Here is a 25496-nt window from a genome sequence, read left to right as displayed (position 1 = left end):
CACAAGGTCATGGGGCAATTGGAAGCCCGAAAACGCGAAAGGCGCGGCCTCCTCGGCCGCGCCTTTCGTCAACTCGATCACTATGCCCGTTTACTTGGTAACCAGGCAGCTTCCGCCGGCGCCCTTGTACTTGGAGCAAAGGGCATTGGCCTCGTCCTTCGAACCGGCCGGGATACGGACGCGGTAGTAGGTGCCCTTGCCGGCGATTTCCGCCTTGCGGATGTCGACACCGCGGCCGCCAATGACGCTTCCGAACTTGTTCGACAGGCTGTTGTAGGACTTCTGCGCCTCGGCTTCGGACGGCAGAGAGGCGACCTGGATGAAGTAGCCACCGGCCGGAACCGATGCGGTGGCAACCTGCTGTGCCGGCTGCGTCTCAGCCGGGAGAGCGGCCTGCTCTTGCGCCGGGCGGGCGTTTTCCACCGGCTGTGCGGCCGGGCGGGTCTGCGGCGTCGGAGCCTTTTCGCCACCGGCGGAAGCCGTCGTCGTAACGCTGCGCACCGGAACCTGCTCGATGTTGGCGTTGCCCGTTGCTGCGAGCGCTACCTGGTCGGTGCTGGCGGAAGCCTGACCTGCAGCCGCGACGTCGTTCGAAGGCGTTGCGGGCAGCGGCTGGGTCGTGCCGGCGACATCGGTCGCCGGTGCTGCAACCGGCTCTTCGCGAGCGACCAGCGTTCCATCCGGCTTGACGATCATCGTGCGCACCTTCCTCGGTGCGACGGCCGGCGTCTTGTCTTCTTCTTGGGCCGCGGTCTCGCTATTGCCGCCATCCGGCAGCAGGCGATCGCCGTCCTCTTCGTTCGGCAGAGCCGTCTGCAGGGTTTCGGCCTCGTTGCTGCCTTCGAGCGGCAGGGTTTCCGGCGTCAGCGTCCTCTGGACGACATCCATCGGCTCCTCGGTCGAAGAGACCAAGGCTTCCTGCTGCGGCGCGCCAGCCTGAGCACCGGCAACGCGATCATAAACCGCCTTGTCCTGGTTCGGCACGGTCTTGCCGCCCTTCTCCTCGGGCACGACCTTGACCGGGGCCTTGTCCGCCAGAATGATCTTCGGGCCTTCGGCCGAGTTGACCGCGCCGCTACCGCCCATCCAGGCGTAGACGGCAGCGCCACCAAGGATGATGACGCCGGCAACGCTTGCCGCCAGCAACATCGTGCGCTGCGAGCGACGGCCGGTGCCATATTCGCGGTATTCGCCGGCATCCTGCTGGCCCTGCGCCGCGGAAAGCCGTTCGGCATCGCGGGCGACGGCCGGGCGTTCGACGATCGAGCGGCGGAAGTCTTCTTCCATCGCCTTCTCAAATTCGTCGAAATCGTCAAGCGAGCCCTGACCCAAGGCCGGAGCAGCGGCAACAGCCGGCGCCGGACGGGCCGGTTCTACCTTTTCGACGGCAGCCGGACGGGTTTCCTTCACCGGAGCCGGCGTTCCGAAGAGCTGGGCCATTTCCGCATCGATATCGAGATCGTAGTCGGCCGGATAGGCGACCGGCTTCTCCGTCTCGATGACCGGCAGCTGCGGCACGTCCATGTCCGCGATCGGCGCCACGCCGTTCTCGGCTTCGGAAATCATCGAAGGATCGAAGGGCAGCGTGCTCTCGGGTTGTGCTTCCTGGCGCTCGACCGGCGCGGGGGCGACGTAAGGTTCGACGAACCGCTCCGGCTCGCGCTGCGGAATGGCGGCCTGCACGGCCGGCTTCACCGGTGTTTGCGGTACGACGGCGGCAACGACCGGCTCATCGAAAACAACGTCAGCAAAGTCGAGCTTCAGCGCCTCGTCGGAGAGCTCCATTTCGAAGTTCTCGATGTCGAAGCTCGGCTCGTGCTCCGGCTGCGCAACTGGCTTGGCCGCCTCGGCCACGGGTTCCGCGACCTGGACTGGGGCAGCAGCGACGGCAGTAACCGGCGCAGCAACAGCTGCAACGGGCGTTGCGACCGACGATACCAGCGGGCCGGCAAAGGCACGCTGCTGGCTGGCACCCGAGGCGGATGCGACCGGCGTCGCCCGGCTGAAGGTGGGCGTAAAGGGATAAGGGCTCTTCTTTATCGGAGCGGCAGTGGCAGCCGCTGGCGCGACCACCGGTGCCACGACAGGCTGCGTTTCCGAATGAAGAGCGGGATGCGATTGGACCGCGGCGGCAACCATCGCGGCAACCGGCGGAACCGGGAACCGTTCGATGTCGGCCAAGAGATCGTCGCGAGCGACATCCTGCTCGACGACTGGCTGAGCTGCGATCAGGTCTTCCTGATAGGAAGGCTCAATCTGATAGGAAGGCACAATTTCGCGCTCTTCGGCCACCACATCGAAGCGCGGCTGTTCAAAGGCCGAAAACGCATCTGCAACCGGAGCCGGCTCGGCCCAGGCCGAAGCGGCTTCGACGGCCGGCGGCTGCCACGTATTGACGATCTGGTCACGTGGATCGCTTTCCTGCGGCTCGACGTGAGGAGCAACCTCGGCAACATCGTCCGACAACAGGTCGGCTTCGCCAAGCGACAACTCGAGTTCGCGTTCAAGGTCGAACGCCGGCTCATCGACGTAGGCCTCAGTGTTGCCGGCTTCGGCAACCTGCGGCGCGACGGAGAAGGCGTGAACCTCGGCATAGTCCTCGTCAGCGACGGGGGCTGGCGCCGACTCGACGCGTTCGGGCTGGAGGAACACCGGCTCTTCAAGCTCGGCAACGGGCTCCGCCACCGGCTCTTCGTGCACGACGACGCGTTCTGCTACCGGCTCGAACCGAGGCTCATCTTGTTCGGCTACAGCCTCGAACCGCGGTTCTTCGATCGGAGCCGGCTGGACTGCAGCCGGCTGCGGCACGGACCGCGGCGCGTCGTAGCTGTCGAACGCGCGAAGCAGTTCGTCTTCGAGATCGAAGGCGGGGTCTTGACGCACCGCCTCCTGGTGTCGCTGCAGTTCCTGCAACTGTTGGACGGCCGGCCGGGCATCGTAACCGACGATCCGGGCGAGTTCGGCCAACGGATCATCGTCTGCCAATACATCGAATTCAGCCGGCCCGCTTCGTGCGAATTGTTTGTCTGCCATGCTCTCCACTCACAATTGCCTGTATCGCTGTGCCAGTGCATTGTGGGAAAATGGTGACAATACTTATCGCATTTCCTCCGGTGCGGAGGTGCCTGTAATAGACAGGCCGGATTTCAATACCGAAGCGACAGCATGCACCAGCCCGAGTCTGGCAGTACTTAATTCTCTATTTTTATCGTTAACAAAACGTAATTCTGGATTCTCTTTACCTTTGTTCCAATGACCGTGGAAGGCGGCGGCAAGATCATACAGGTAAAACGCGATGCGATGCGGCTCCTGAGCCTGCGCCGCAGCCTCGATGACTCGCGGATATTCTGCGAGCTTGGCAACGAGCTGCAGCTCAGCCGGATCCGAGATCTGGCCCAGAACGGCACTGGCGAGATCGGCCGATTCGAGGTTCAGGTCCGGGAATGCTTCCGCAGCCTGGCGGAAGACCGAGCGGCAGCGCGCATGCGCATACTGCACGTAGAAGACCGGGTTATCCTTTGACTGTTCTGTTACTTTAGCAAAATCGAAGTCGAGCGGTTCCGAGTTCTTCCGGTAGATCATCATGAAGCGCACCGGATCGCGGCCGACTTCATCGACGACGTCGCGCAGCGTGACGAAGTCACCGGAGCGCTTCGACATCTTCACCGGCTCGCCGTCGCGGAAGAGCTTGACCAGCTGGCACAACAGAACCGTAAGCTTCGACGATCCGCCCGAGACGGCGCGCGCCAGCGCTTCCAGACGCTTGACGTAGCCGCCGTGGTCGGCGCCGAGCACATAGATCATCTCGTCGAAGCCGCGGTCGAACTTGTCCTTGAAATAGGCAACGTCGGCGGCGAAGTAGGTATAGCTGCCATCCGACTTGATCAGCGGCCGGTCGATATCGTCACCAACCTCGGTCGAGCGGAACAGCGTCTGCTCGCGATCTTCCCAGTCTTCCGGCAACTGCCCCTTCGGCGGCGGCAGCGTGCCCTTGTAGACGTGACCCTTGAAGGTCAGGTCGTTGATCGCGGTGCGGATGGCGGCAGCACCGTTCGCGTGCAGCGTGCGCTCGGAGAAGAAGACGTCGTGATTGACGTTCAGCGCCGCGAGATCCTCGCGGATCATCGCCATCATCGCGTCGATCGTCCGGTCCTTGACGAGCGGCATCCACTTGTCTTCGGGCATCAGTCGAAGGCTGGTGCCGTATTCGTCGGCGAGCGCCTCGCCGACCGGCACGAGATAATCGCCCGGATAAAGGCCCGGCGGGATCTCGCCGATCTCTTCACCGAGAGCCTGGCGATAACGCAGGAATGCCGACCGTGCGAGAACGTCGATCTGCGACCCCGCATCGTTGATGTAGTATTCCTTGGTGACCTCATAGCCGGAGAAGGCCAGAAGGTTGGCCAGCGCGTCGCCGACAACGGCGCCACGGCAATGGCCGACATGCATCGGGCCGGTCGGGTTGGCCGATACGTATTCGACGTTGACCTTGCGGCCGCCACCGAGTGCGCTGCGGCCGTAGTCGACGCCCGCACGCGCCATGTCCGACAGCAGCTTCTGCCAGTAGGAAACCGAAAGGCGGACGTTGATGAAGCCCGGACCGGCAACGGAAACGTCGGTGACTTCCGGGTCCTGCTTGAGCTTCTCGACGATGAGTTCGGCAAGCGCGCGGGGGTTCATGCCGAGCGGCTTTGCCAGCACCATCGCAGCATTGGTCGCAACATCACCATGGCTCGGATCGCGCGGCGGCTCGACATTGACACGGCCGAAGTCAAGCTCGGATCGCTTTTCTCGAACGCTTTCAAGCGTTTCGAGAATGTCCTTAATTCTTGATTCGAAGTCCGTGAAGAGATTCATCTGATCCGTCCGCTTTTCCCGGCCACGAGTGACCGGCGCAAAACTCAAAAAGGAGGCTCGGTTCGGCCGAACCGTAAGCCTCCGGGCGGGGCGTCCCTAGCGCAAATCGGGCGTATGGTCAAACAAGCGCTTGTGCACGCTGATCGCAAAAGTGTCAGTCATGCCGGCGAGGTAGTCGCCGACGTGCCGCGCCCGCGCCGGCTCCGCCATGCCGGCAATCTGGTCGATCCAATAGTGCTCCCGCATCAGCTGCGGGTCGTCCATGAAGGCATGGTAGAGCTCGCAGACGATCGAGGCGGCATTTTCGCGCACGCGCATGACTTCCGGGTGCCGGTAGATCCGGGTCATCAGCAGGCGCTTGATCTGCTTGTCCGTCTCGCCCATCTCCTCGGAGAAGGTCGCCATCACGGTGCCGGCCTGGCGCACATCAGCAGCGCTCTGCGGGCGTATCTCGCCGATGCGCTGTTGCGCGACGCCGATCACGTCCTCGACCATCGCCGTGATCTGCCGACGCATGATCTCATGCGTGAAGCGGCTGCTCTCAAGACCGGGATAACGGTCGTGAACCTCGCGCATCAGGCGCGCGAGAAACGGCACGTCCTCGAGCATTTCGAAGGTGAGATAGCCGGCCCGCAGGCCGTCGTCGATGTCATGGGTGTTGTAGGCGATATCGTCGGCGATGGCCGCGACCTGCGCCTCGAGGCTCGCAAAGCTCGCCAGTTCCAGATCATGCAGCGCGCAATAATCAAGGATCGGTTGCGGCACCGGCCCACGGGTGCCCTCACCGTCTGCAGTCAGCAACGGCCCGTTGTGCTTGACCAGGCCTTCCAGGCTCTCCCAGGTCAGGTTCAGCCCATCGAACTCGGCGTAGCGCCGCTCGAGCTTGGTGACGATGCGCAGCGACTGGGCATTGTGATCGAAGCCGCCATAGGGCTTCAGCATGTCGTGAAGGGCATCCTCGCCCGTATGGCCAAAGGGCGTGTGGCCGAAATCGTGCACGAGAGCGACGCCCTCGGCCAGATCTTCGTCGAGCTTGAGCGCGCGCGCCAGAGCCCGGGCGATCTGCGCCACCTCGATCGTGTGCGTCAGGCGGGTGCGGTAGTGATCGCCGTCGGCGGCAATGAAGACCTGCGTCTTGTGCTTCAGGCGGCGAAACGCCGTGGTGTGCACGATGCGGTCGCGGTCGCGCTGAAAATCGGAGCGCGTCGCGCTCGTCGCTTCGGGAAAGAGCCGGCCGCGTGTCATCCAGGGATTCGACGCGAACGGCGCATGTTCACCATAACCGAAGCCGAGCGCATTTTTGTCGAATGTCATCTTCCACCTAATTCGTCGTCCCATTGACGGGGCATTCAAGCCTTCATACCTATAGTGAAAGCTACGGAAACGCGTGATGCAAGATCGACCGATTCCGCAAGCGGAGGCAACGGCTTGGCCGCCGGTCTTGAATAAAGCCCCGAAACCGGCCAGATCGCGTGCTTGAATATAGGGCAATTCTCTCCGGTTCTTGACCCCGGCAGGAGGCAGATATGACGCATGAAACCGTGACCCTCTCGGATGCTGCAGCGAAGCGGATCGCCACGATCCTGCGTTCCGACAGCCACAACAACGCCATGAGGGTGTCCGTCGAGGGCGGCGGCTGCTCGGGCTTTTCCTACAAGTTCGACCTGGTCGACAGCAGCAATGATGACGACCTGGTCCTGGAAAAGCACGAGGCAAAGGTGCTGATCGACAGCCTGTCGCTTGTCTATATGGGCGGCTCGGAAATCGACTTCGTCGACAACCTGCTCGGCCAGTCGTTTCAGATCAAGAATCCGAATGCGGTTGCAAGCTGCGGATGCGGAACGAGTTTCTCCATCTGACGCCAGCGCCTCACGCCTTCTTCGCCGGCTCCGTTTCAACCACGAACGGAGCCGTTTGCGTCAGAGATAGGGCGATCCCAGCCAGAGAATGCGGTTCGCCAATCGATCGGCGAAGGACTTCTTGCGCAGCCTTTCGAGCGTGACCGGCTCCGCTGAGGCGAGAATGTCGGAGATCGTGCGATTGATCGCCTCGGCGAACCCTTGGTCGAGAACCTCGAGATCGAACTCGAAATTAAGCCGCAAGGAGCGTGGGTCGAGATTGGTGGACCCGACATAGGCCCAGCGGTCGTCCACGGTCAAAAGCTTGGAGTGGTTGAAAGCCCCCTTCGCCCGCCACACACGACAATGGCCCTTCAGCACCTGATCGAACTGCGCAGTCATCGCCCTGTCGACCAGTAGCAGATTGTTGACCGCGGGAACGATGACATCCACCTCGACGCCGCGGCGCGCGGCCGTGACGAGCGCGCTGATGAGTTCGCGGTCCGGCAGAAAATAGGGCGACATCACCCGGATGTTCTTCTGCGCGACCGAAAACGCCCCCATGAGCATCTTGTGATTGGTCTCGTTGGTGGCGTCCGGCCCGGATGGCACGGCGCGCATCAACACCGACGGCGCCTCGGCCGGCAGCGGCGCCTCTTCGATCGCCCAGGCGGAACCCGCCAAAACCTCGCCGCTTGAGAATTGCCAATCTTCGGCCGAGACCTGGAAGATATCGGCGACCACCGGCCCGAGCATGCGGAAATGCGTGTCCTGCGCCGGTGACTGACCGGCGATCTCACTGGTGAAGCCCACCCGGATGTTCATGCCGCCGGCAAAGGCAACTTGACCGTCGACCACGAGGATCTTGCGGTGCGTGCGCAGGTTGGCATAGGGCAGCCGTAGCCCCATGATGATGTTGCCGTTGAACACCGCCGTCGGAACGCCTGCCGCCTCCAGGTACCCGACAATGCTCGGCACAGAGTAACGCGCGCCAACGGCGTCGATCAGCACCCGCACCTCGACGCCGCGCGCCACGGCCGCGATCAGGGCGTCGGCAAAGCGCAGGCCGATGACGTCGCGATCGAAGATATAGCTTTCGAGCAGGATCGAGCGCCGCGCGCCAGCGATCGCTTCCAACATCGCGGCATAGGCGGCATCGCCGCCGGCGAGCACCGATATGCGATTGCCCGTGCACATGCGATGGCGCGAAACGCGGTCGCCGAGGATCTTCATCGCCGCAAACCGGTCGCCGAACCGCACCGCTATGTCAGCGTCCGACACGTCGAAGCGGCCGAACTGATCCGGCCCCTGCCCGCGCAACAGCGCGCGCTGCGAGCCGATCGAGGAGCGCCTGATGCGGTTGATGCCGCCAACGGCGTAGATCAGCGCGCCGACGATCGGCGAAAGCAAGACGACACCGACCCAGCCGGCCGCGGCGCGCACGTCGTCCTTCGTCATCGCGGCATGAATGGCCGCGGGGATGCCAAGCGCGAAGGACAGGAGCGCCAGGATATGCGGCCAATAATTCTGCACGAGATCGATCATGGGCGGGACTATAGCCGGCCATCGGGCGGAATCAATTCGGCGCCTGAAGCGTATACCGTATCGACCGCCGCTGCCCCGATAAGAAGCGCCGGCGCGCTTCGCGCGCTGTTGAAAACCCGCAGGTAGCGGATTTGTCAAAAGAATCCGGAGCGGCTAGAAATGAGCCCGCCAAGGACTTAACCGACATGGAAGGGCGTTTCGAGCCATGAAGATTGCCACCTGGAACATCAATGGCGTCAAGGCGCGAATCGACAGCCTGTTGGCCTGGCTGAAGGAAAGCGGGCCGGATATTGTCTGCCTGCAGGAAATCAAGTCGGTGGACGACGGCTTTCCGCGCCTCGAGATCGAGGCGCTCGGCTATCATGTCGAAACACACGGCCAGAAGGGCTTCAATGGCGTCGCGCTGCTTTCCAAGCTGCGGCCGGACGAGGTCAACCGGGGCCTGCCTGGGGACGATACGGACGAACAGTCACGGTTCATCGAAGGTGTCTTCTCGGTCGAAGGCGGCGTGATTCGCGTCTGCTCGCTCTACCTTCCGAACGGAAATCCCGTCGACAGCGAGAAGTACCCCTACAAGCTCGCCTGGATGCGCCGGCTTGAGGCCTATGCGAAGCAGCGCCTGTTGCTCGAAGAACCCTTCATCCTTGCCGGAGACTACAACGTCATCCCTGAGGAACACGACTGCTGGGACATCAGGGTCTGGCAGAACGACGCCCTCTTCCTGCCGGAAACGCGCGCGGCATTTCGCCGGCTGCGCAATCTCGGTTTCACCGACGCGGTGCGCGCGACGTCGGACGCTGTGCCGCTCTATACGTTCTGGGATTATCAGGCCGGCTGCTGGCCGAAGAATTTCGGCATACGCATCGACCATCTGATGCTGTCGCCGGAGGCAACCGACCGCCTGGTCTCGACATCCATCGACAAACATGTCCGCGCCTGGGAGAAGCCCTCGGACCACGTGCCCGTCATCGGGACGTTTTCGTTCGCGTCCGCTTCGGCCTAAGGCGCGTTGTTCCAGATCTTACTATGCGGAGAATGATCCCTGGGCCGGGCCGGTTTGGGGATCGTCCGACGAAACAATCAGTCGTCGTCGCCCTGCATATGCAGGTTCTGCGACAGTGCGATGGCCGTGCGCCGATCGTCCTCGCTGGCAAGCGAGAAGGCCTGCTCCTGCATCGACTGCATCCAGGGCCGATCCTTCGGCGAACACTGATCGAGCGCTGCGGTCATGAACGCAAGACCACGAACGGTCTGGCCTTCCTGGAAAATCACGTTGCCAAAGACACCCATGGCGCCGGCGTGACCGCTCTTGCGTGCACGGTTGAGCCACTTCTTGGCCTGCTGAACGTTCACGCTACCGCCCTCGCCCGACAGGAGCATGCGCGCGAGTTGGAACTGCGCCTCGGCGACGCCGAAGGTCGATGCCGCCTGGAAATAGAGTTGGCGCGCCTGGGACATGTCGGACTTGATCGGGCTGTCGGGAATACCGCGGCGATAATAGCCGGCAAGGGAGATCAACGCGTTGACGAAGTAACCGGTGTCTTCCGAGCCCGGCTCTACGCCCTGCTGGGCGATTTCGCTGTAGATCTTGAAGGCTTCGAGGTCGTTCTCGGCGACACCGTCGCCATAGGCGTACATGTTGGCGAGAGCCCAGCGGGAGCCGGTGTGGCCCTTCTCGGCCGCATATTTGTAAGCTTCGACGGCCTCGTCCTTGCGGCCATTCTTGTAGGCAGAAAACCCGAACTTGAAGAGGGCGAAAGGACCCGATTCCTTGGTGACGCCCGCACCGGGATCAAAAGCGTAGGCCGGCATGGCGAGGGTCCCACAGACCGCCAGCGACACGCCGAGTATCGCAACCTTTAGTGACTTTAGTTCACCCGCAAGCATCACAGTCTAATTCTTCCGTTCCAGCCGGCCACGCCGAACCCATCACCGCTGCAAACACATAAGCCCGGACGACCCGCCGCCGCGAACTTCACCAACTTCGCCGACAAAGCCGACGCAACCTTTCCACAATGAAACTTCGACATAGTTCCCGAAGCTGTCATTTTAATGGACCACTTGCACTGGCGTGCCGCAGGCCACATCTGTCATGACGGTCGTCGATCCAAGTTTCATTTCACCCCAAACGCTGCAGGTATCACACTCACATTGCAGGCTTGTTCCTATATCGCTGCTCCCTGTTTGTGGCGGGAAATGGACATAGCCGGAACGAGTCTGATCCTAGCAAACTCTAGCATTAAAAGTGTTGCTGAATCGTCACATTGCGGGACAGTGCGGACGCGTGGTTAAGGGGTTCCACACAAAAGAAAGGCCCGGCAAAAAACCGGGCCTTGAGCAATGAGTAGGGCGAAGGGTCAGAACTTGACTTTGACAGATGTCGAAATGGCGCCGACAAAATCGCTGTCGAAATCATAGGAAACGCGCTTGCCGTACTCGCGACCATCCTTGGTGACGACGCCGGAATGCCCGCCGGTCATGAGACCGACGGCACCGGCCAAGCGCCATTCGATGTTCTCGCTCGCCGCATAGGAAACACCGGCACCCAGCGTCCAGGTGTCGGTCTGCGATCCAAGGCCAGTGCTCGTACCACGATCCCAGGTCAGGCTGGCCGCTCCGCTCCATTTTTCATCGAACTTGTGCCCTACGCCACCCGAAACCGTCCAGCCGTCGCGATAGAGGAGATCCAGAGATGTGGCTTCAACTACGCTTCCGGTCGTACAGGCAACGGCACCGCGTGTGGAAGTCGGGCAGAAGGGCAGGCTTTGAAGCTGGCTCCAGTCCGTCCACTTGACCGAGCCGAAGACGACCCAGCCTGGAGCCACACCGGTCTGGATCTTGAATTCGAGCGAGTCCGGCATGTCCGCCGTGCCATAGACGTCGGTAACCTTGCCAAACAGCGGGTTGCCGGGAACCTTGATCTCGCGCAGATCGAGCGTGCCGGTGACATCACCCAGATCGACGGCGCTGTTGTAGACTAGGCTCGCACGAACGGCATACTCCGGGATTTCGTAGGCAACGCCAGCACGCCAGCCGTAGCCGTCACCTTCCAGCTTCAGCCGACCAACACCCGTTCCGAAAGCGGCAGGAAGATTGCCCAGCGCCAGTCGATCCTTGAAACCGCTGACCTCCTGATAGAAGACACCACCAATGACCCGAAACTGGCCAGGCCCGACAGCCCACTTATACGAGCAGGTCGCCGCATAGTTGTCGCTCTTGATCTTGGTCTCGATGTTGTCGTTGGCGCCCGCCCAATTGATGCCTGGATTACTGTGCGCACCCCAGGGCTGCGAGTAATCAGCCATACAGTCCACACTGTCGCCAAAACCGGCCTTGATGCCGACACGCGGCACCCAGTAGCTTTCTGTGTCCCGAATGCCCTCGCTCGGACGATTGCTGAGATCGCCGTCACCGCCCAGCAAAGGGCTGGTTCGGTTGCCATCCTTCACATTGTTCAGTTCACGCTGCGGATTAACATAGGTCGCCGATGCTTCTGCAGCATAGTCCGACGGATCGAACAGCAGATCGATGTTGTAACCACCGCGCTCAAGACCGCCCGCGTGCGCCGCCGATGCGAACAGCAAACCAGCCGCAATCGACAGAACACCCCGCTTAAAATTCATGTGAGCCATCCAGCTCCTCCCCCTGCACTGCAAACTGCGACATTCCACCTCATGTCGTGTGGGCCGAAGTATTCTCACGATCCCGTGAAATCGCAAATGCGAGATCTAGCAGGTAGCACGCTCGATCGGTCACAGAATTTACGTAAGATTCTCATGATTTAGCCACAATGACGCCAGATCGGAACCATTTTTCTAAAATCATGGATGAAATCCACTAAATTAGAATGGATTTCCAAACCATCGAAAACCTGTGTCACCGGAACAACATTATCGCTTTTTGCGGTAGAACGGCGAAAAACTCCGTTGAAGTTCCGTTCAAACAGCACGCGCGCTTAATCGCTCGCCCAGCGGATTCAACTGATCGAATCAATGCCAAATCTCGATAGGCGGAAGTTTATCTTGTATTTCTAAAATAAAAATCCGCGGCATTTCTGCCGCGGATTCGATTCTTGACCGTCGCGCATTCCCTTGAACGCCCGCGTCGTTCCCGGCGAATTTCTCGCCTCAGCCGGCCTCGGCGACGCGCGTCAGCGCAACGCTCAGCGATTCCTTCTGGAGATCGAGTTCGACGAGACGCTCACGTTCCGCTTCGACCAGCTCCGGCTTGGCGTTGGCGACAAACTTCTCGTTTGCCAGCTTGCCGAGGATACGCTCGCGCTCGGCTTCCACCTTGGCGATCGCCTTCTCAAGCCGCGCTTTCTCGGCCGAGAGGTCAATCAGGTTTCCGAGCGGCAGGCAGGCCGTTGCCTCGCCAACGACGATCTGGGCGCTGCCGCGCGGTGCGACAGTGGCGTGATCGATATGCTCGACACGCGCCAGGCGCCCGATCGCCTGGGCATGCTGCTGCAGCCGCTCGCGCGTCAGGTTGTTGGCACCGACCACGATCAGCGGTGCCGTTGCCGCCGGCGGAACGTTCATCTCCGAACGGACCGAACGAATGCCGGAGACCAGATCGATCAGCCAATTGATCTCGTCGGCCGCCGTGTCATCGGCATAGGACGGCGCCGGCCATTCGGCGTGGCACAGCAACGTCGAGCGCTCCTGCCCCTCGCCCGCCGTCTGCGCCCAGAGTTCTTCCGTCATGAACGGCATGAACGGGTGCAGCAGCTTGTAGATCTCATCGAGAACATAGGCGACGCAAGCCTGCGACTCGCGTTTTGCCGCTTCGTCCTCGCCACCGAAGATCGGCTTCAGCAGTTCGAGGTACCAGTCGCAGAACTGGTTCCAGACGAACCGGTAGAGGCTGCCTGCCGCGTCGTTGAAGCGATAGGCATCGAGCGCCTCGGTAACGTCCCGGATGGTGCGCGACAGTTCCGTCAGGATCCAGCGGTTGACGGTGAGCGACGAGGCTTCGGGAATGAAGCCATCGCTGCTGGTAACCCCGTTCATCTGGGCAAAGCGCGTCGCGTTCCACAGCTTGGTGCCGAAGTTGCGATAGCCGGCGATACGGGCCGGGTCGAGTTTCACGTCGCGCCCCTGGGCGGCCATGATCGCCAGCGTGAAGCGCAGGGCGTCGGCGCCGTATTCGTCGATCAGTTCTAGCGGATCGATGACGTTGCCCTTCGACTTCGACATCTTCTGGCCGTTCTTGTCGCGAACGAGCGCATGGACATAGACCGTATGGAACGGCTCGACCGGGGTACCGTCGGCATCCTTCATGAAATGCAGGCCCATCATCATCATCCGGGCGACCCAGAAGAAGATGATGTCGAAGCCGGTGACCAGAACATCGGTCTGGTAATACTTCTCCAGTTCCGGCGTCTCGTTCGGCCAGCCGAGCGTGGAGAACGGCCAGAGCGCCGAGGAGAACCAGGTGTCGAGAACGTCTTCGTCACGCGTCAGGATTTCGCCCGGCTTGAAGTTCTCGAGCAGGTCCTCGACATAGGCCTTCATCGGGCCTTCATGAGCCAGATAGTGCTGGATCGCGGCGTGCAGCGCCTCTTCCTCGGTCTTTTCGACGAAGACCTGGCCGTCCGGACCGTACCAGGCCGGAATCTGATGCCCCCACCAGAGCTGACGGGAAACGCACCAGGGCTGGATGTTTTCCATCCACTCGTAGTAGGTCTTCTCCCAGTTCTTGGGAACGAAGTTGGTCCGGCCTTCCTTGACCGCGGCGATCGCCGGCTTCGCCAGCGTCTTGGCGTCAACGTACCACTGTTCCGTCAGGCGCGGCTCGATCGGCACGCCACCGCGATCGCCATGGGGAACCATGTGCTTGTGCGGCTCGACCTTGTCGAGCAGGCCCGCCTCTTCGAAGATACGAACGATGATCTTGCGCGCTTCGAAGCGGTCCTTGCCTTCGAGTTCGTCCCAGGCGCCGTGGAGGGCAGCCGGATCTGCAAGGCCCTCGAGGAAGTCCTCGTTGTCCTTGATGGTGATGCGCCCTTCGATCGTCATGATGCTGATCGCGCGCAGACCGGCGCGCTTGCCGACGTCAAAGTCGTTGAAATCATGCGCAGGTGTGATCTTCACCGCGCCGGTGCCGGCGGTCGGGTCCGCGTAGTCGTCGGCAACGACCGGAATACGGCGACCGACGATCGGCAGGATGACGTGCTTGCCGATCAGCGGCTTGTAGCGCTCATCCTCGGGATTGACGGCGATGCCGCTGTCTCCGAGCATGGTTTCGGGACGGGTGGTGGCAACGACGAGATAATCGCGCTTCTCCCACTCGGTCGCCTTGCCGTCTTCATCGAAGGCAACCGGATAGTCGAAGGTGACGCCGGGCTCCAGCGGGTAGCGCAGATGCCAGAGGTTGCCGTTGATCTCGTGCTGCTCGACCTCCAGATCCGAAATCGCCGTCAGGAGCTTCGGGTCCCAGTTGACCAGGCGCTTGTCCTTGTAGATCAGGCCTTCCTTGTAGAGCGAAACGAAGACCTCGAGAACGGCTTCGGACAGCCCCTCGTCCATGGTGAAGCGTTCGCGCGACCAGTCGCAGGACGCGCCGAGACGTTTCAACTGGTTGAAGATCAGGCCACCGGACTCAGCCTTCCACTCCCAGACCTTCTCGATGAAGGCCTCGCGGCCCATCTGGCGGCGATGCTGTTGCTGTTCCATCAGCTTGCGCTCGACGACCATCTGGGTCGCGATGCCGGCATGGTCCATGCCCGGCTGCCACAACACGTCCTTGCCGCGCATGCGTTCGAAGCGAACCAGCACGTCCTGAAGCGTGTTGTTGAGCGCGTGGCCCATGTGCAGCGAACCCGTCACGTTCGGCGGCGGGATCACGATGCAGAAACTGTCGGCGCCGGGCTTGGCACCCGCCCCTGCACGAAACGCGTTTTCTTCGTCCCACTTCTTGGCGATACGCGGGTCGACGGATGCGGAATCGTAGGTCTTATCAAGCATTTTGGAGCCAATTTACGAGATTGATGTCAGCGTCTTGTAAACCGGAACGGCCGGTGCAAGTCAACATGAACGCAAAAAGCCGCGACGATCGCGCGGCTTCTTTCGTATCCGGCTTCGGCTTTTAGCGCCGAGGGCCGCGTGCAACCCGCTCGATCTCCTCGCGAACGAGCCGCTCGACAAGCGTCGGAAGATTGTCGTCGAGCCATTCCTGCAGCATCGGCCGCAGCATCGCCTCGGCAATTTCATCAAAGGAACGTCGCGATCCCTGATCCACTGCGTGGGCAAGGTCGCCGAAGGACTGAGCGACCTTGCGGCCGACCTCCGGGGAGACGATCGCCGCAAGTGCCGTCTCCGGCGCGGGCGCATCCAGCGCGACGGCTGCCACGGGCGGAATCGCGCTTAAAACTTCCGGTAGTTCGACTGGCGAGGGCGCGGCGACCTCCGGCTCGGCCGGCGCCTCAGCCTCGGCAACCGGCTCGATCACCGGCGCTTTCGGGGCAGAAACCGCGGCCATACGCGAGGTGACGACAGGGCTGTCCTGAATGGCGACGACCTGCGGCGCTGGTTGAACCTCCCGTGCGGGAAAACCCGTGGCATGACGCTCGGAGGCGGCCCGAACCCGCGCCGCGACATCGGCCAGCGAAAGCGGCGGCTGTGCTGCCGACGACGGCTCCGTCTGTACCGCCGGGCTGTCCACGGCCGGCGCGACGGAGGCCGACTTGGGGGGCTCGTCCCGCTCATCGCGTCGGCCAAAGGCGATCGTCTCGATCTCGCTGTCGATGGTCAGCTCGATCTCGTCGCTGGCCTCGTCCTCGAACTGCTCCTGCGGCGCGAATCCGGCTTGCCCGGGTTCGTTGCTCTCAATGATCTTGCGAATGGATGCCAGGATTTCATCCATCGACGGTTCACGCGCGACATTGAGCTGTGCCATTTCCATCCTCGTTTGACGCGGCAGTCATGTGTCCCAAAACTGGACATGCGCCGATTTCCGACAAACCTTAAGTGAGTTCGCGAACGAAACATACGCCACGAATCAACGCTAAGGATTCTTGCACAGATTTGTTTTCAGGGGAAAAAATAGAAACGCCCCGGGGATACCGGGGCGCTCCTGCAATTTCTGGAAAGACGAGAGGACGCTCTTAGCGACCGTCCACGGTCCGCAGGCCGATCCACTTGTCCTTGACCGCCTCGTAGTGCTCCTCGGAGCGATATTCCGCAACCTGAAGCCCCTGGTCCTTGACCGTCAGCCGCGCGGAGGCCGCAAGCAGCGAATAGCTGGCGACAACGGCGTCGCGTTGTGCCAGAGCGAGGAGTTCCTGCGCCTGAAGCACGTCCTGCTGCGAATCGAGTACGTCGAGGGTCGTGCGCTGGCCGACCTTGCGCTCTTCGATCACACCATCGAGCGCCAGCTTGGCAGCGGAAATCTGCGCCTTGTTGGCAGAGATGCGCGCAATCGCGGCTTCCAGCTGAGCATAGGCGGAGACGATGGTCTGCTGCACCGAAGCGCGAGCGGAATCGACGAGGATGCGCTGCTGACCCAGACGTTCCTTCGCCTGGCGGATCTGGCCGTATTCGGCACCGCCCTGGTAGATCGGAACCTCAAGGCGAGCGGTGATGCTGGAGCTGTTGGTGTCCAGACCAAGCTCGCCGGCGTTGCCGGTGGTGCGACCGACCTGACCCTGCAGCGTCACGCCCGGGAGCATCGTGCCTTCGGCCGACTTGACCTGATAACCGGCCGAATCAACGGAGTACTGTGCCGACAGAATGATCGGGCTTTCGCGCAGCCCGGTCGCGACGGCCTGATCGAGCGAACGCGGCAGGGCCTTTTGAGCCGGCGAAGCCTGCTTGATGCCCCGCGGCACATCACCGACGATCTGCACATAGGTCGCTTCGCTCTGCTTCAGCTGAGCGACGGCGACGATCAGCTGCGACTGCGCGTTGGCCAGCGACGCTTCGGCGAGGCTCACGTCCGTGCGGGTGCCTTCACCCACGTCGAGGCGGGCCTTGGCCGCGTTCACCTGCTCCTGAAGGAAGGCGATGTTCTGCTTGCGGATCGATACGAGCTGCTGGTCGCGCGCGATGTTGGAATAGATGGTCGCGGCCGAAAGGAGGATCGATATCTCGTTGGCACGCAGCGATTCGCGGGTTGCAAACACGTTCGATTCGGCGGCGCGAACATTGTTCAGTGTCTGAAAGCCGTCAAACACCATCTGGTTTACGGTGATGCCGACCTGTCCCTGGTGGATGTCTTGGCTCAGGGTCTTTTCCCGGTCGATGGTCGAAAGCGTTCCGGACGCGAAGGCCGCCACCTGGGGGCGAAAGCCAGACTTGGCGATCGGCACACTCTCATCGGTCGCCCTGAGGCCGGCCCGCGCGGCGTTCAGGTCAGGGTTGTTTGCGTAGGCTTTGGCCATTGCGCCGAAGATCGTCTCGGCCAGTACTGCTTGCGGTGCAAGCAGCAAGCTTGTCGAAACGGCGGCCATGAGGGCCGCTTTGCGGACAATCGACACCATTACTTCTCTCTCCGATCGGGGCGGCAGAGCCTGCCCTCTATTTCCGCGGCGCCGCTCTTTTTGCAAAAAGCGACCCCAACTAGACACGGCGATGAAGCGCTCACACCGCCCACTGGTGAGCAAATCACTACCACTGCACTCTTTGAAACCCGGAATCAGCATTCCGACAACTGGGCAGCCATACTCTGCGCAGCCATTTCAAAAAGAAACAAGTACCCCGTTGCGAATTGGCAACATTGTTATTTTAGCAGCGCATTTAATTGTTGATATCCCTCAATAAGTGGGACCTCAAAAAACAAATTCCTGTGCACGACGGAAGCCGGGGAGCGGCTTGACCGCGGTGTTGAAATCGGGGCGCTCGGACGTCTTTCCGTGCTCGTGCACATAGAGTTTAGCGCGAGAAGCATTGCCAAATCCTTCAACGACCACGAGCCGCCCGCCATCGCGCAGCTGCCCGAACAAAGCGGTCGGCAGGACTTCGACCGAGCCGTGAACGAAGATCACGTCGTAGGGTGCCTCGGCGGCGTATCCCTTCTCGAGTTCGCCGGTTACGACGGCGATGTTGTCGTAGCCGAGGCGGGACAGCGTTTCGGTCGCGGTGGCAGCGAGGCCTTCATCGCTTTCGAGCGCGACGACCGAACCTGCAACCTGCGACAGCAGTGCGGATGCATAGCCGGTGCCGCAGCCGATCTCCAGAACGACATCGGACTTGGCGATTTCGGCCAACTGGAGAAGCTTGGCGAGCGGCGACGGCTCCATCAGGAAACGCGGCGCGTTGCCGTTGGCAACCTCGAGCGCGATATCCGTATCGATGTAGGCGAGCTCTTTCATCTTGGCAGGCACGAATTCCTCGCGCGGCACGCTCAGGAACGCGGACAGGATCGAGTGGGACGTGACATCCGTCGTGCGGATCTGGTTGTCCACCATCTTGGTGCGCGCTGCTTCGAAATTCATGGTAGTGCCCTCGTGGTCCGGATAGGCGCGGCGCCCGGTTTCGGGCAAGCACGCACGATCGTCTACTGGCTCCCGTCGGAAAGCCTTTGAGGTAAGCTCATAAATCGGCGACCGGCCGGTTTCAAGCGACAGCGGCAATTTGCGCCGGAAAAACGGGAGGGAATTGCACCGCGAACAGCGGAAGCGACACGATTGCCGGCCGGGATCAGCGTCCCGGCGCGCCTTCCAGCCCGACGAGGGCAATCTTGGTGTAGCCGGCGTTTTGGATGAGGTTCATCACCGTCATCAGCTCGCCGTAGTCGACAGCCTTGTCCGCCCGCAGCAGGACGCGTGTCTCGGTATTGCCTTCAGTCAGGCGCTTCAACTCGTCGGCAAAGCTCTCGCGTGCCGTTTCATCGTTGCCGATCGCCAGTGCCAGATCGGCTTTCAGCGTCACGAAGACCGGCTTGTCGTCCCGCGGGGCCGGTTTGGCGGCCGATTGCGGCAGATCGACCTTCATGTCCACGGTGGCAAGCGGCGCCGCCACCATGAAGATGATCAGCAGCACCAGCATGACGTCAATGAAGGGGGTGACGTTGATCTCGGCGTTTTCGTCGAGATCGCCGCCGCCGTCGCTGATTTTTCCAGCCATGGGTCACCCGATCCTTGCGATGGTCGTCTCGGCGTGACCGAAGTCCTGGCGGCGCGGCTGCGCCTTGCGGGCCAGGCGATGGTCGAGGTCGCGGCTGACAAGCCGCTCAACGGCTGCAGCGGCATCGGCGAGAATCACCTTGTAGCCACCGACCGAGCGGGCAAAATAGTTGTAGATGACGACGGCCGGGATCGCCGCCACCAGCCCGATGGCGGTCGCCAGGAGCGCCTCCGCGATACCCGGCGCCACGATCGCCAGGTTGGTCGTCTGCGCCTTGCTGATGCCGATGAAGGAATTCATGATCCCCCAGACCGTGCCGAACAGACCGACGAACGGGCCGACGGAGCCGATCGAGGCCAGGATGCCGGTGCCGCTTGTCATGCGCTTGCCGGCGCGAACCTCGATGCGGGTCAGAAGCGACGAAACACGCTCCTTCAGGCCGCCCGTCGGCGCGTGATCGATCACCGCCTCCGAGCGGGCCATCTCGTCGATCGCCGCGGCAACCATTTCGGGCGCCGGTCCCGACTTGCCGTCGAAGGCCCCCTTGACGTCTGCCAGGCCGTTGGCAGCCGACAGCAGGCGAACCGCGCGCGTCAGGCGCGCCTTGGCGCCAAAGAGTTCCAGCAGCTTGACCACAAAGATCGCCCAGGTGGCGACGGACGCCAGCGCAAGACCAATCATCACGCTCTTCACCACCACGTCGGCGGCCATGAACATGCCGATTGGAGAAAGATCGTGCGGCAGCACCGGGCTTGCTGCGCCCTCGCCTGTTGCAGGCGCGCTTTCAGCCGTCGTCGTGGTGCCTTCAACCGCGACCGGAGCCCCCTCGCCCGACGTGTCGGCTGGAGCTTGCAGTGTCGGCTGCGCCTGTGTCGCCGGGTCAACCGGCGGAACGGTTGCGGCCGTGCCCTGACCTTCCGCCACCGGCGCGGATGCGCCGCCCTGCGTGCCGTCAGCCGCGGGTGCCGGCGCTGTCGCTTGTGCCAGGGCGGCCGTCGGAGAAGCTGCGGAGGACAGGACCAGCATTGCGGCTGCCAGCAAATTGATCGTCGATCGGGCTCGTCTCGGCATCTCGTTCCTCACGTACTGGTCCATTTCGTCGTGTCGGGGCGAAGGGTTTGCCGTCATCCGCCACCACCCTTGCGCGCTTCCGAGGCTGTTTACGCAAAGGAAAACCGAATGACAAGGATTTGTGGAGTTTATCAATCAAGAATAATTTCGCAACCGTCCATTGCCCAGGCTGGACCGACGTTTTCAGGGCGTCGGCTGCTCTTCGACGAAGGCGCCGCTGCGCCAATCATAGGTGCGATGCCGCTCCCAGGGACGGGCAAGCGTCGTGAAAGCCGGCCGGAATTGCATGACGGGTGCACTGAGCCCCTCCTGCTGTTCCGCCCGGATTTCGATTGCGCCGGTGCGGCGCAGCGTACCGACATCGACGATGCGGCCTGTGTGCACTGCGCACGCTTCGGCATCGACCCGCGCAGCGACCACGATCAGGTCTGCCTGATCACACAGGGCGGGAAAGAGACGCGGATTTTCGAGAGTGACGATCGTCCAGCCGACCGCACTGCGCGCGGCGCACCATTGCTTGTCGCGGCAGACGAAACTGCCTGCCTTGCTTGCCGCGATCGCCGATGAAAAATCGGCACGGATCGCGGCAGCCTTCTCTCCCTCAATCGGCGGCGCTCTTCTGACCGCCTGTTCCATAGCCGGATAAAGACCGTCGGCCGCAGGCGGAAGCGTGGCCGGCCGCTCATGTTTCCCGACGATGAGCGCCCTTTGCCATTGCGAAAATATGAAGTCCGGCGGGCGCGGCCGGTTCGTTGCGATGGCATCGTCCGCGACCAAGCCGACGAGCCGGCCGTCCTCGGCGATCACAATATCGGGCTGGCTGCCGCCTTCGAATACCAGGCTGAGAAAGCCTGCGCAGACCAGCACGATGCCGGAGATTGCTAGCCAACTGCGCAGGACGCAAAGAAAGACACCGCCGATCGCGATCAGCACGAAGCCGATGGGGCCGATGCGGCCGGTCGCGACCTCGCCGTCGAGCGACGTCACGAACCGCGCGACGTCGAGCATCCGATCGAGACCCCACGCCATCGCCGTCAAAGGCAGATGCTCGAGCCCGAACGGCATCAGCAGCATGGCGAACAGGCCGAACGGCATGATCACGATGCTGATCAGCGGCATGGTGAGAATGTTTGCGATGAGCCCATAGGCCGGCAGCCTATGGAAGTAGGCGATCGAATAGACCGACGTTGCCAGACCGCCGATGAGGGAGGTGATCAGGATGCCTGCGGCCGCGCCGGTGATGAGGCGTCCCTTGCTGCGACTGCCGGACGCTTCGGTCTTTCCGGTGCGCCGTTCGCGCCAGCGCCCGTAGCCGGCAACCAGCGCCAGTGTGGCGGCGAAGGACATCTGGAAGCCTGGCCCGGCCACGGCAGAGGGCATGAGCACGACGATGACGATTGCAGCGAGTGCAACGTTGCGCAGGCTGATTGACATGCGATCGAAGAACACCGCGACCAGCATGATCGAGATCATGATCCAGGCGCGCAGTGCCGATACGGCGCCGCCCGAGATGAGAATGTAGAGGCAGACCATCAGCAGCGCACCGGCCGCGGCCACCTTCTTGATCGGCACGCGGTGCGCAAGCCCCGGCACCATGCTGAGAACGGTTCGCGCGCCGATCAGAAAGGTACCTGCCGCCAGCGCCATGTTGAGGCCGGATATTGCCAGCACGTGCGCCAACCCAGCCTGTCGCAGCACCTCGACCGTCTCCCGGCTGATTGCCCTTTCCTCTGCGGTGACCAGTGCCGCCGCAAGCGCGCCAGTATCGCCGCCGATCGACGAACGGATCCTCTCGCCGACCGTTTCCCGCATCGCGGCCATCGTCGTTTTCGTCGCCGAAAGCAGCGCGGGCACAGTGCCGCCCTCTTCGCTCGCGACCTTCTCGGATAGCTTCGGCGCGCCGTAGAAAAACCCGACGGCGCCGATTCTCTTGAAATAACTGTCGAAGGCGAAATCGTTCAGGCCGGGCAGCGCCGGGCCTGAGGGCGGAGACAGGCTCGCCCTGCCCTCGATCAGAGCGCCGAGCGGAAACGGCTCCCCAGAGCCCCGCGTCACCAGCGTCGCCTTCAGCGGCTGACGGCGCAGTTTTGGCCGGCTCGTTTCCTCGATCTCCAGCCCGTAACGCCACCGGCCGCGATCATCCTGCTCGCGTGAAAAGACGGTGCCCCGAAGGTTCGTGGTGACCGGAGCGTCGAGAACAACCGTGTCGGTGCGCCATGTCTCGATCGCGACCAGCAGCATGCCAGCGATGAACAGCGTCACGGCAACCAGCGGAGGACCCACCGGCGCCAGTTTCCACCGACAGACCAGCGCTGCCATTCCGAAAATGCAAAGCAGCACTGCAAGATTGGCAATCCGGATATCGAAGGGCAGCGCCAGCCAGGCGAGCACACCGAAGATCAAGAACACCGGGATCAACACAAAACCGTGACCGAATGCCCGTTCCTCTTCGATCGCTGCGAGGAATGCCGGCTTGACGGCGGCAGGCCGGAAACGGGCTGCGCGGCTCGCAATTGCCCGCCACGACGGCCGGAGAAACAGGGGTAGCCGCCCTGTTGCAGGCACGGTCGCCGCGATTACGGCGGCGTCGGAACCGGGCAGCCCGAAGCTGCCGCGTTCGACGTCGAGCGACGCTTGCCGCATTTCCGTTTCGCTCATTGCGCCCGCACTTTAGCCCCTGACTTCGCGGCCGATCATGCAACCAACATCTCGCAACTGCAACCGAGGCGCTATCTGCCGAAAAAAGCGGCAAACCTATATAGAATGGTACCGCACCATCATCAGACGAGCTTATTGATCTCTTTGGACTTATTGCCGTAACATGCCATTATTGCGTCGCCATATGCACATTTTCGCATCGCACAATTTGCCTTTCGTACAGCTTGGCAGTCGAAAATAAATCATATAGCAAATTCGCAACGTTCATTGTCGTGGCACGTCTGTGTGCCACGTTGCCATAAGACGGAGGGTCCGATGACTGATAAAACCGCGGTTGTAACACTCGATGGAAAGTCGGCGGATCTTCCGGTGCGATCTGGGTCCATCGGCCCTGACGTCGTGGACATCGGCTCGCTCTACAAGCAGACGAAGATGTTCACCTACGACCCGGGCTTCACGTCGACGGCGTCGTGCGAATCCAAGATCACCTATATCGACGGCGACGAAGGCGTGCTGCTGCACCGCGGCTACCCGATCGAACAGCTTGCCGAGCACGGCGACTTTCTGGAAGTCTGCTATCTGCTGCTCTACGGCGAACTGCCGACGAAGGCGCAGAAGGCTGATTTCGACTACCGCGTCACGCACCACACAATGGTGCACGAGCAGATGTCGCGCTTCTTCACCGGCTTCCGCCGCGACGCACACCCGATGGCCGTCATGTGCGGCTGCGTCGGCGCGCTCTCGGCCTTCTACCACGACTCGACCGACATCACCGATCCGCACCAGCGCATGGTTGCGTCGCTGCGCATGATCGCCAAGATGCCGACGATCGCGGCCATGGCCTACAAGTATCACATCGGCCAGCCCTTCGTTTACCCGAAGAACGACCTAGACTACGCCTCGAACTTCCTGCGCATGTGCTTCGCCGTTCCGTGCGAAGAGTATGTCGTCAACCCGGTTCTGTCGCGCGCCATGGACCGTATCTTCATCCTGCACGCCGATCACGAACAGAACGCTTCGACCTCGACGGTTCGCCTCGCCGGTTCGTCAGGTGCCAACCCGTTCGCCTGCATCGCGGCCGGCATCGCCTGCCTCTGGGGCCCGGCGCACGGCGGCGCCAACGAAGCGGCGCTCAACATGCTTGCCGAAATCGGCACGGCTGACCGCATTCCGGAATTCATCGCGCGCGCCAAGGACAAGAACGACCCGTTCCGCCTGATGGGCTTCGGCCATCGCGTCTACAAGAACTACGATCCGCGCGCCAAGATCATGCAGAAGACCACGCATGAAGTGCTTGCCGAGCTCGGCCACAAGGACGATCCGCTCCTCGAAGTGGCGATGGAACTCGAGCGCATTGCGCTGACCGACGAGTACTTCATCGAGAAGAAGCTTTACCCGAACATCGACTTCTACTCGGGTATCACGCTGAAGGCGCTGGGCTTCCCCACCACCATGTTCACCGTTCTCTTCGCGCTCGCCCGCACCGTCGGCTGGATCGCCCAGTGGAACGAGATGATCGAAGATCCGGAACAGCGCATCGGCCGCCCGCGCCAGCTCTATGTCGGCGCTCCGCAGCGCGACTACGTGCCGGTCTCCAAGCGCTAAGACCGACGGTCAGCACAGACAACGAAGCCCGGTCAGCGATGACCGGGCTTTTGTTTTTACAGCGTCAGATCGACGTTTCGGACCGGTTGCGGCCAATCTCGTAATGGCGGCAACACAACACCATCCGAGCGCACGCTGCGCGCCAGGCTTCATCTTCAGTGAAATATTGCTGCAATCGCGCCCTCGGGCAGCGGTAATTCTTACGGCTCGCGCTTGTTGAGATAGCCAAAAACGATCCTGGCTGCCATCTCGCCCGGCGGATGGTCGGTCGCCATGCGCTGCTGCACAAGCGCGTAGCCGTCGAGCATCGAGGCCCGCTGCGCCGTTGCGCCCGAAAGCCGCTCCATCCAGCGCGTCAATGCACCGGGACGGATCGATTCGCCGAAATATTCCGGGACGATCGGGAAATCCGCAATCAGGTTGGGCAGTGCGCCGCTCCAGATGCGGATGCGCTTGTGCAGGAACTTCACCAGGAAGTCAGGTGCATAGGTGGAAACTACAGGCACGCCGGCCAGGGCCAGTTCCAGAATGACCGTACCCGAAGCAGCGATCGCCGCATCGGCCCGATCGAAGGCCGCCCATTTGTCGGCTGCGCCGACGGAAATTTCCGGCTGGATGGTCCAGGATGCGGTAATTTCCCGAACCAGTTTCTCCTGGCGCGGCACAGTCGGAAGCACGAAGCGGACGCCCGGATGGCGGGCAGCGAGTTCCTCGACCGTCGCGCGGAAGATCGGCAGCAGGCGACCGACTTCGCTCGAGCGCGAGCCCGGCAGTAGAAGGCAGGTCGAAACATGCCCGTCCTTGGCGCCTGCAAGGCGCGGCAGGCGGCTTGCACGAACGGCAAGTACATTGGCGT

General features: G+C 62.1%; 17 protein-coding genes and 1 pseudogene. 4 read left to right on the top strand and 14 right to left on the bottom strand.

Annotated elements, in window-relative coordinates:
- Nucleotides 1–90: 90 nt before the first annotated feature.
- Nucleotides 91–2082 (bottom strand): SPOR domain-containing protein, encoded by a 1992-nt coding sequence (locus L981_RS03130; RefSeq protein WP_245281559.1) that lies wholly within the window; start codon nt 2080–2082, stop codon nt 91–93.
- A 30-nt stretch (nt 2083–2112) separates the two neighbouring features.
- Between L981_RS03130 and L981_RS35460 the strand changes: the two genes are divergently transcribed.
- Entirely contained in the window at nt 2113–3090 is a 978-nt protein-coding gene (locus tag L981_RS35460; protein WP_245281558.1) for a hypothetical protein, read from the top strand.
- 6 nt (nt 3091–3096) lie between these two features.
- Here L981_RS35460 and argS read toward each other — a convergent pair whose 3' ends face one another.
- On the bottom strand, nt 3097–4857 hold the full coding sequence (argS, locus tag L981_RS03125; RefSeq protein WP_043611573.1) for an arginine--tRNA ligase: 1761 nt from the start codon (nt 4855–4857) through the stop codon (nt 3097–3099).
- A 96-nt stretch (nt 4858–4953) separates the two neighbouring features.
- Complete coding sequence (locus L981_RS03120) at nt 4954–6171, bottom strand: deoxyguanosinetriphosphate triphosphohydrolase (protein WP_043611571.1); 1218 nt, start codon at nt 6169–6171, stop codon at nt 4954–4956.
- Nucleotides 6172–6383: 212 nt separating this feature from the next.
- Between L981_RS03120 and erpA the strand changes: the two genes are divergently transcribed.
- Complete coding sequence (gene erpA, locus L981_RS03115) at nt 6384–6716, top strand: iron-sulfur cluster insertion protein ErpA (RefSeq protein WP_043611569.1); 333 nt, start codon at nt 6384–6386, stop codon at nt 6714–6716.
- Nucleotides 6717–6776: 60 nt separating this feature from the next.
- Here the strand turns inward: erpA and L981_RS03110 are convergent, their stop codons facing one another.
- Nucleotides 6777–8240: a phosphatidylserine/phosphatidylglycerophosphate/cardiolipin synthase family protein gene (locus L981_RS03110; protein ID WP_043611566.1), complete on the bottom strand. Its 1464-nt coding sequence runs from the start codon at nt 8238–8240 to the stop codon at nt 6777–6779.
- Between the two features lie 205 nt (nt 8241–8445).
- Here L981_RS03110 and xth point away from each other — a divergent pair, with 205 nt between their 5' ends.
- Complete coding sequence (gene xth / locus L981_RS03105; protein WP_043611564.1) at nt 8446–9243, top strand: exodeoxyribonuclease III; 798 nt, start codon at nt 8446–8448, stop codon at nt 9241–9243.
- Nucleotides 9244–9320: 77 nt separating this feature from the next.
- On the opposite strand, the gene exoR is transcribed toward xth, so the two are convergent.
- From exoR to L981_RS03060, 9 genes are all read right to left on the bottom strand, one after another.
- On the bottom strand, nt 9321–10127 hold the full coding sequence (gene exoR, locus L981_RS03100; protein ID WP_043611562.1) for an exopolysaccharide production regulator ExoR: 807 nt from the start codon (nt 10125–10127) through the stop codon (nt 9321–9323).
- A gap of 470 nt (nt 10128–10597) precedes the next feature.
- The gene (locus L981_RS03095) at nt 10598–11872 is read right to left on the bottom strand and encodes an OmpP1/FadL family transporter (RefSeq protein WP_043611559.1); all 1275 of its coding nucleotides are present in this window, start codon (nt 11870–11872) and stop codon (nt 10598–10600) included.
- A gap of 495 nt (nt 11873–12367) precedes the next feature.
- On the bottom strand, nt 12368–15208 hold the full coding sequence (locus L981_RS03090; protein WP_043611557.1) for a valine--tRNA ligase: 2841 nt from the start codon (nt 15206–15208) through the stop codon (nt 12368–12370).
- 121 nt (nt 15209–15329) lie between these two features.
- Entirely contained in the window at nt 15330–16139 is an 810-nt protein-coding gene (locus tag L981_RS03085) for a PopZ family protein (RefSeq protein ID WP_043611555.1), read from the bottom strand.
- Between the two features lie 208 nt (nt 16140–16347).
- Nucleotides 16348–17721, bottom strand: coding sequence for a TolC family outer membrane protein (locus tag L981_RS03080; protein WP_043611553.1), 1374 nt, complete (start codon nt 17719–17721; stop codon nt 16348–16350).
- A gap of 288 nt (nt 17722–18009) precedes the next feature.
- Nucleotides 18010–18675: a protein-L-isoaspartate O-methyltransferase gene (locus tag L981_RS03075; protein ID WP_043611551.1), complete on the bottom strand. Its 666-nt coding sequence runs from the start codon at nt 18673–18675 to the stop codon at nt 18010–18012.
- 205 nt (nt 18676–18880) lie between these two features.
- Entirely contained in the window at nt 18881–19306 is a 426-nt protein-coding gene (exbD, locus tag L981_RS03070) for a TonB system transport protein ExbD (RefSeq protein WP_034796684.1), read from the bottom strand.
- Between the two features lie 3 nt (nt 19307–19309).
- Nucleotides 19310–20377, bottom strand: a complete 1068-nt coding sequence (gene exbB, locus L981_RS03065) for a tonB-system energizer ExbB (protein WP_043611548.1) — start codon at nt 20375–20377, stop codon at nt 19310–19312.
- A gap of 183 nt (nt 20378–20560) precedes the next feature.
- Entirely contained in the window at nt 20561–23035 is a 2475-nt protein-coding gene (locus tag L981_RS03060) for a ComEC/Rec2 family competence protein (RefSeq protein ID WP_043611545.1), read from the bottom strand.
- Between the two features lie 315 nt (nt 23036–23350).
- On the opposite strand from L981_RS03060, the gene gltA reads away from it, so the two are divergent.
- On the top strand, nt 23351–24640 hold the full coding sequence (gltA, locus tag L981_RS03055) for a citrate synthase (RefSeq protein ID WP_034796688.1): 1290 nt from the start codon (nt 23351–23353) through the stop codon (nt 24638–24640).
- 200 nt (nt 24641–24840) lie between these two features.
- On the opposite strand, the pseudogene L981_RS03050 reads toward gltA, so the two are convergent.
- Nucleotides 24841–25496, bottom strand: a pseudogene (locus L981_RS03050) (lipid-A-disaccharide synthase); the annotation flags it as partial.

The sequence above is a fragment of the Ensifer sp. ZNC0028 genome (genome assembly GCF_000799055.1).
Classification (GTDB): domain Bacteria; phylum Pseudomonadota; class Alphaproteobacteria; order Rhizobiales; family Rhizobiaceae; genus Ensifer.
The sequence above is the reverse complement of the archived record's forward strand: the minus strand, read 5'-3'. Positions and strand labels throughout refer to the sequence as shown.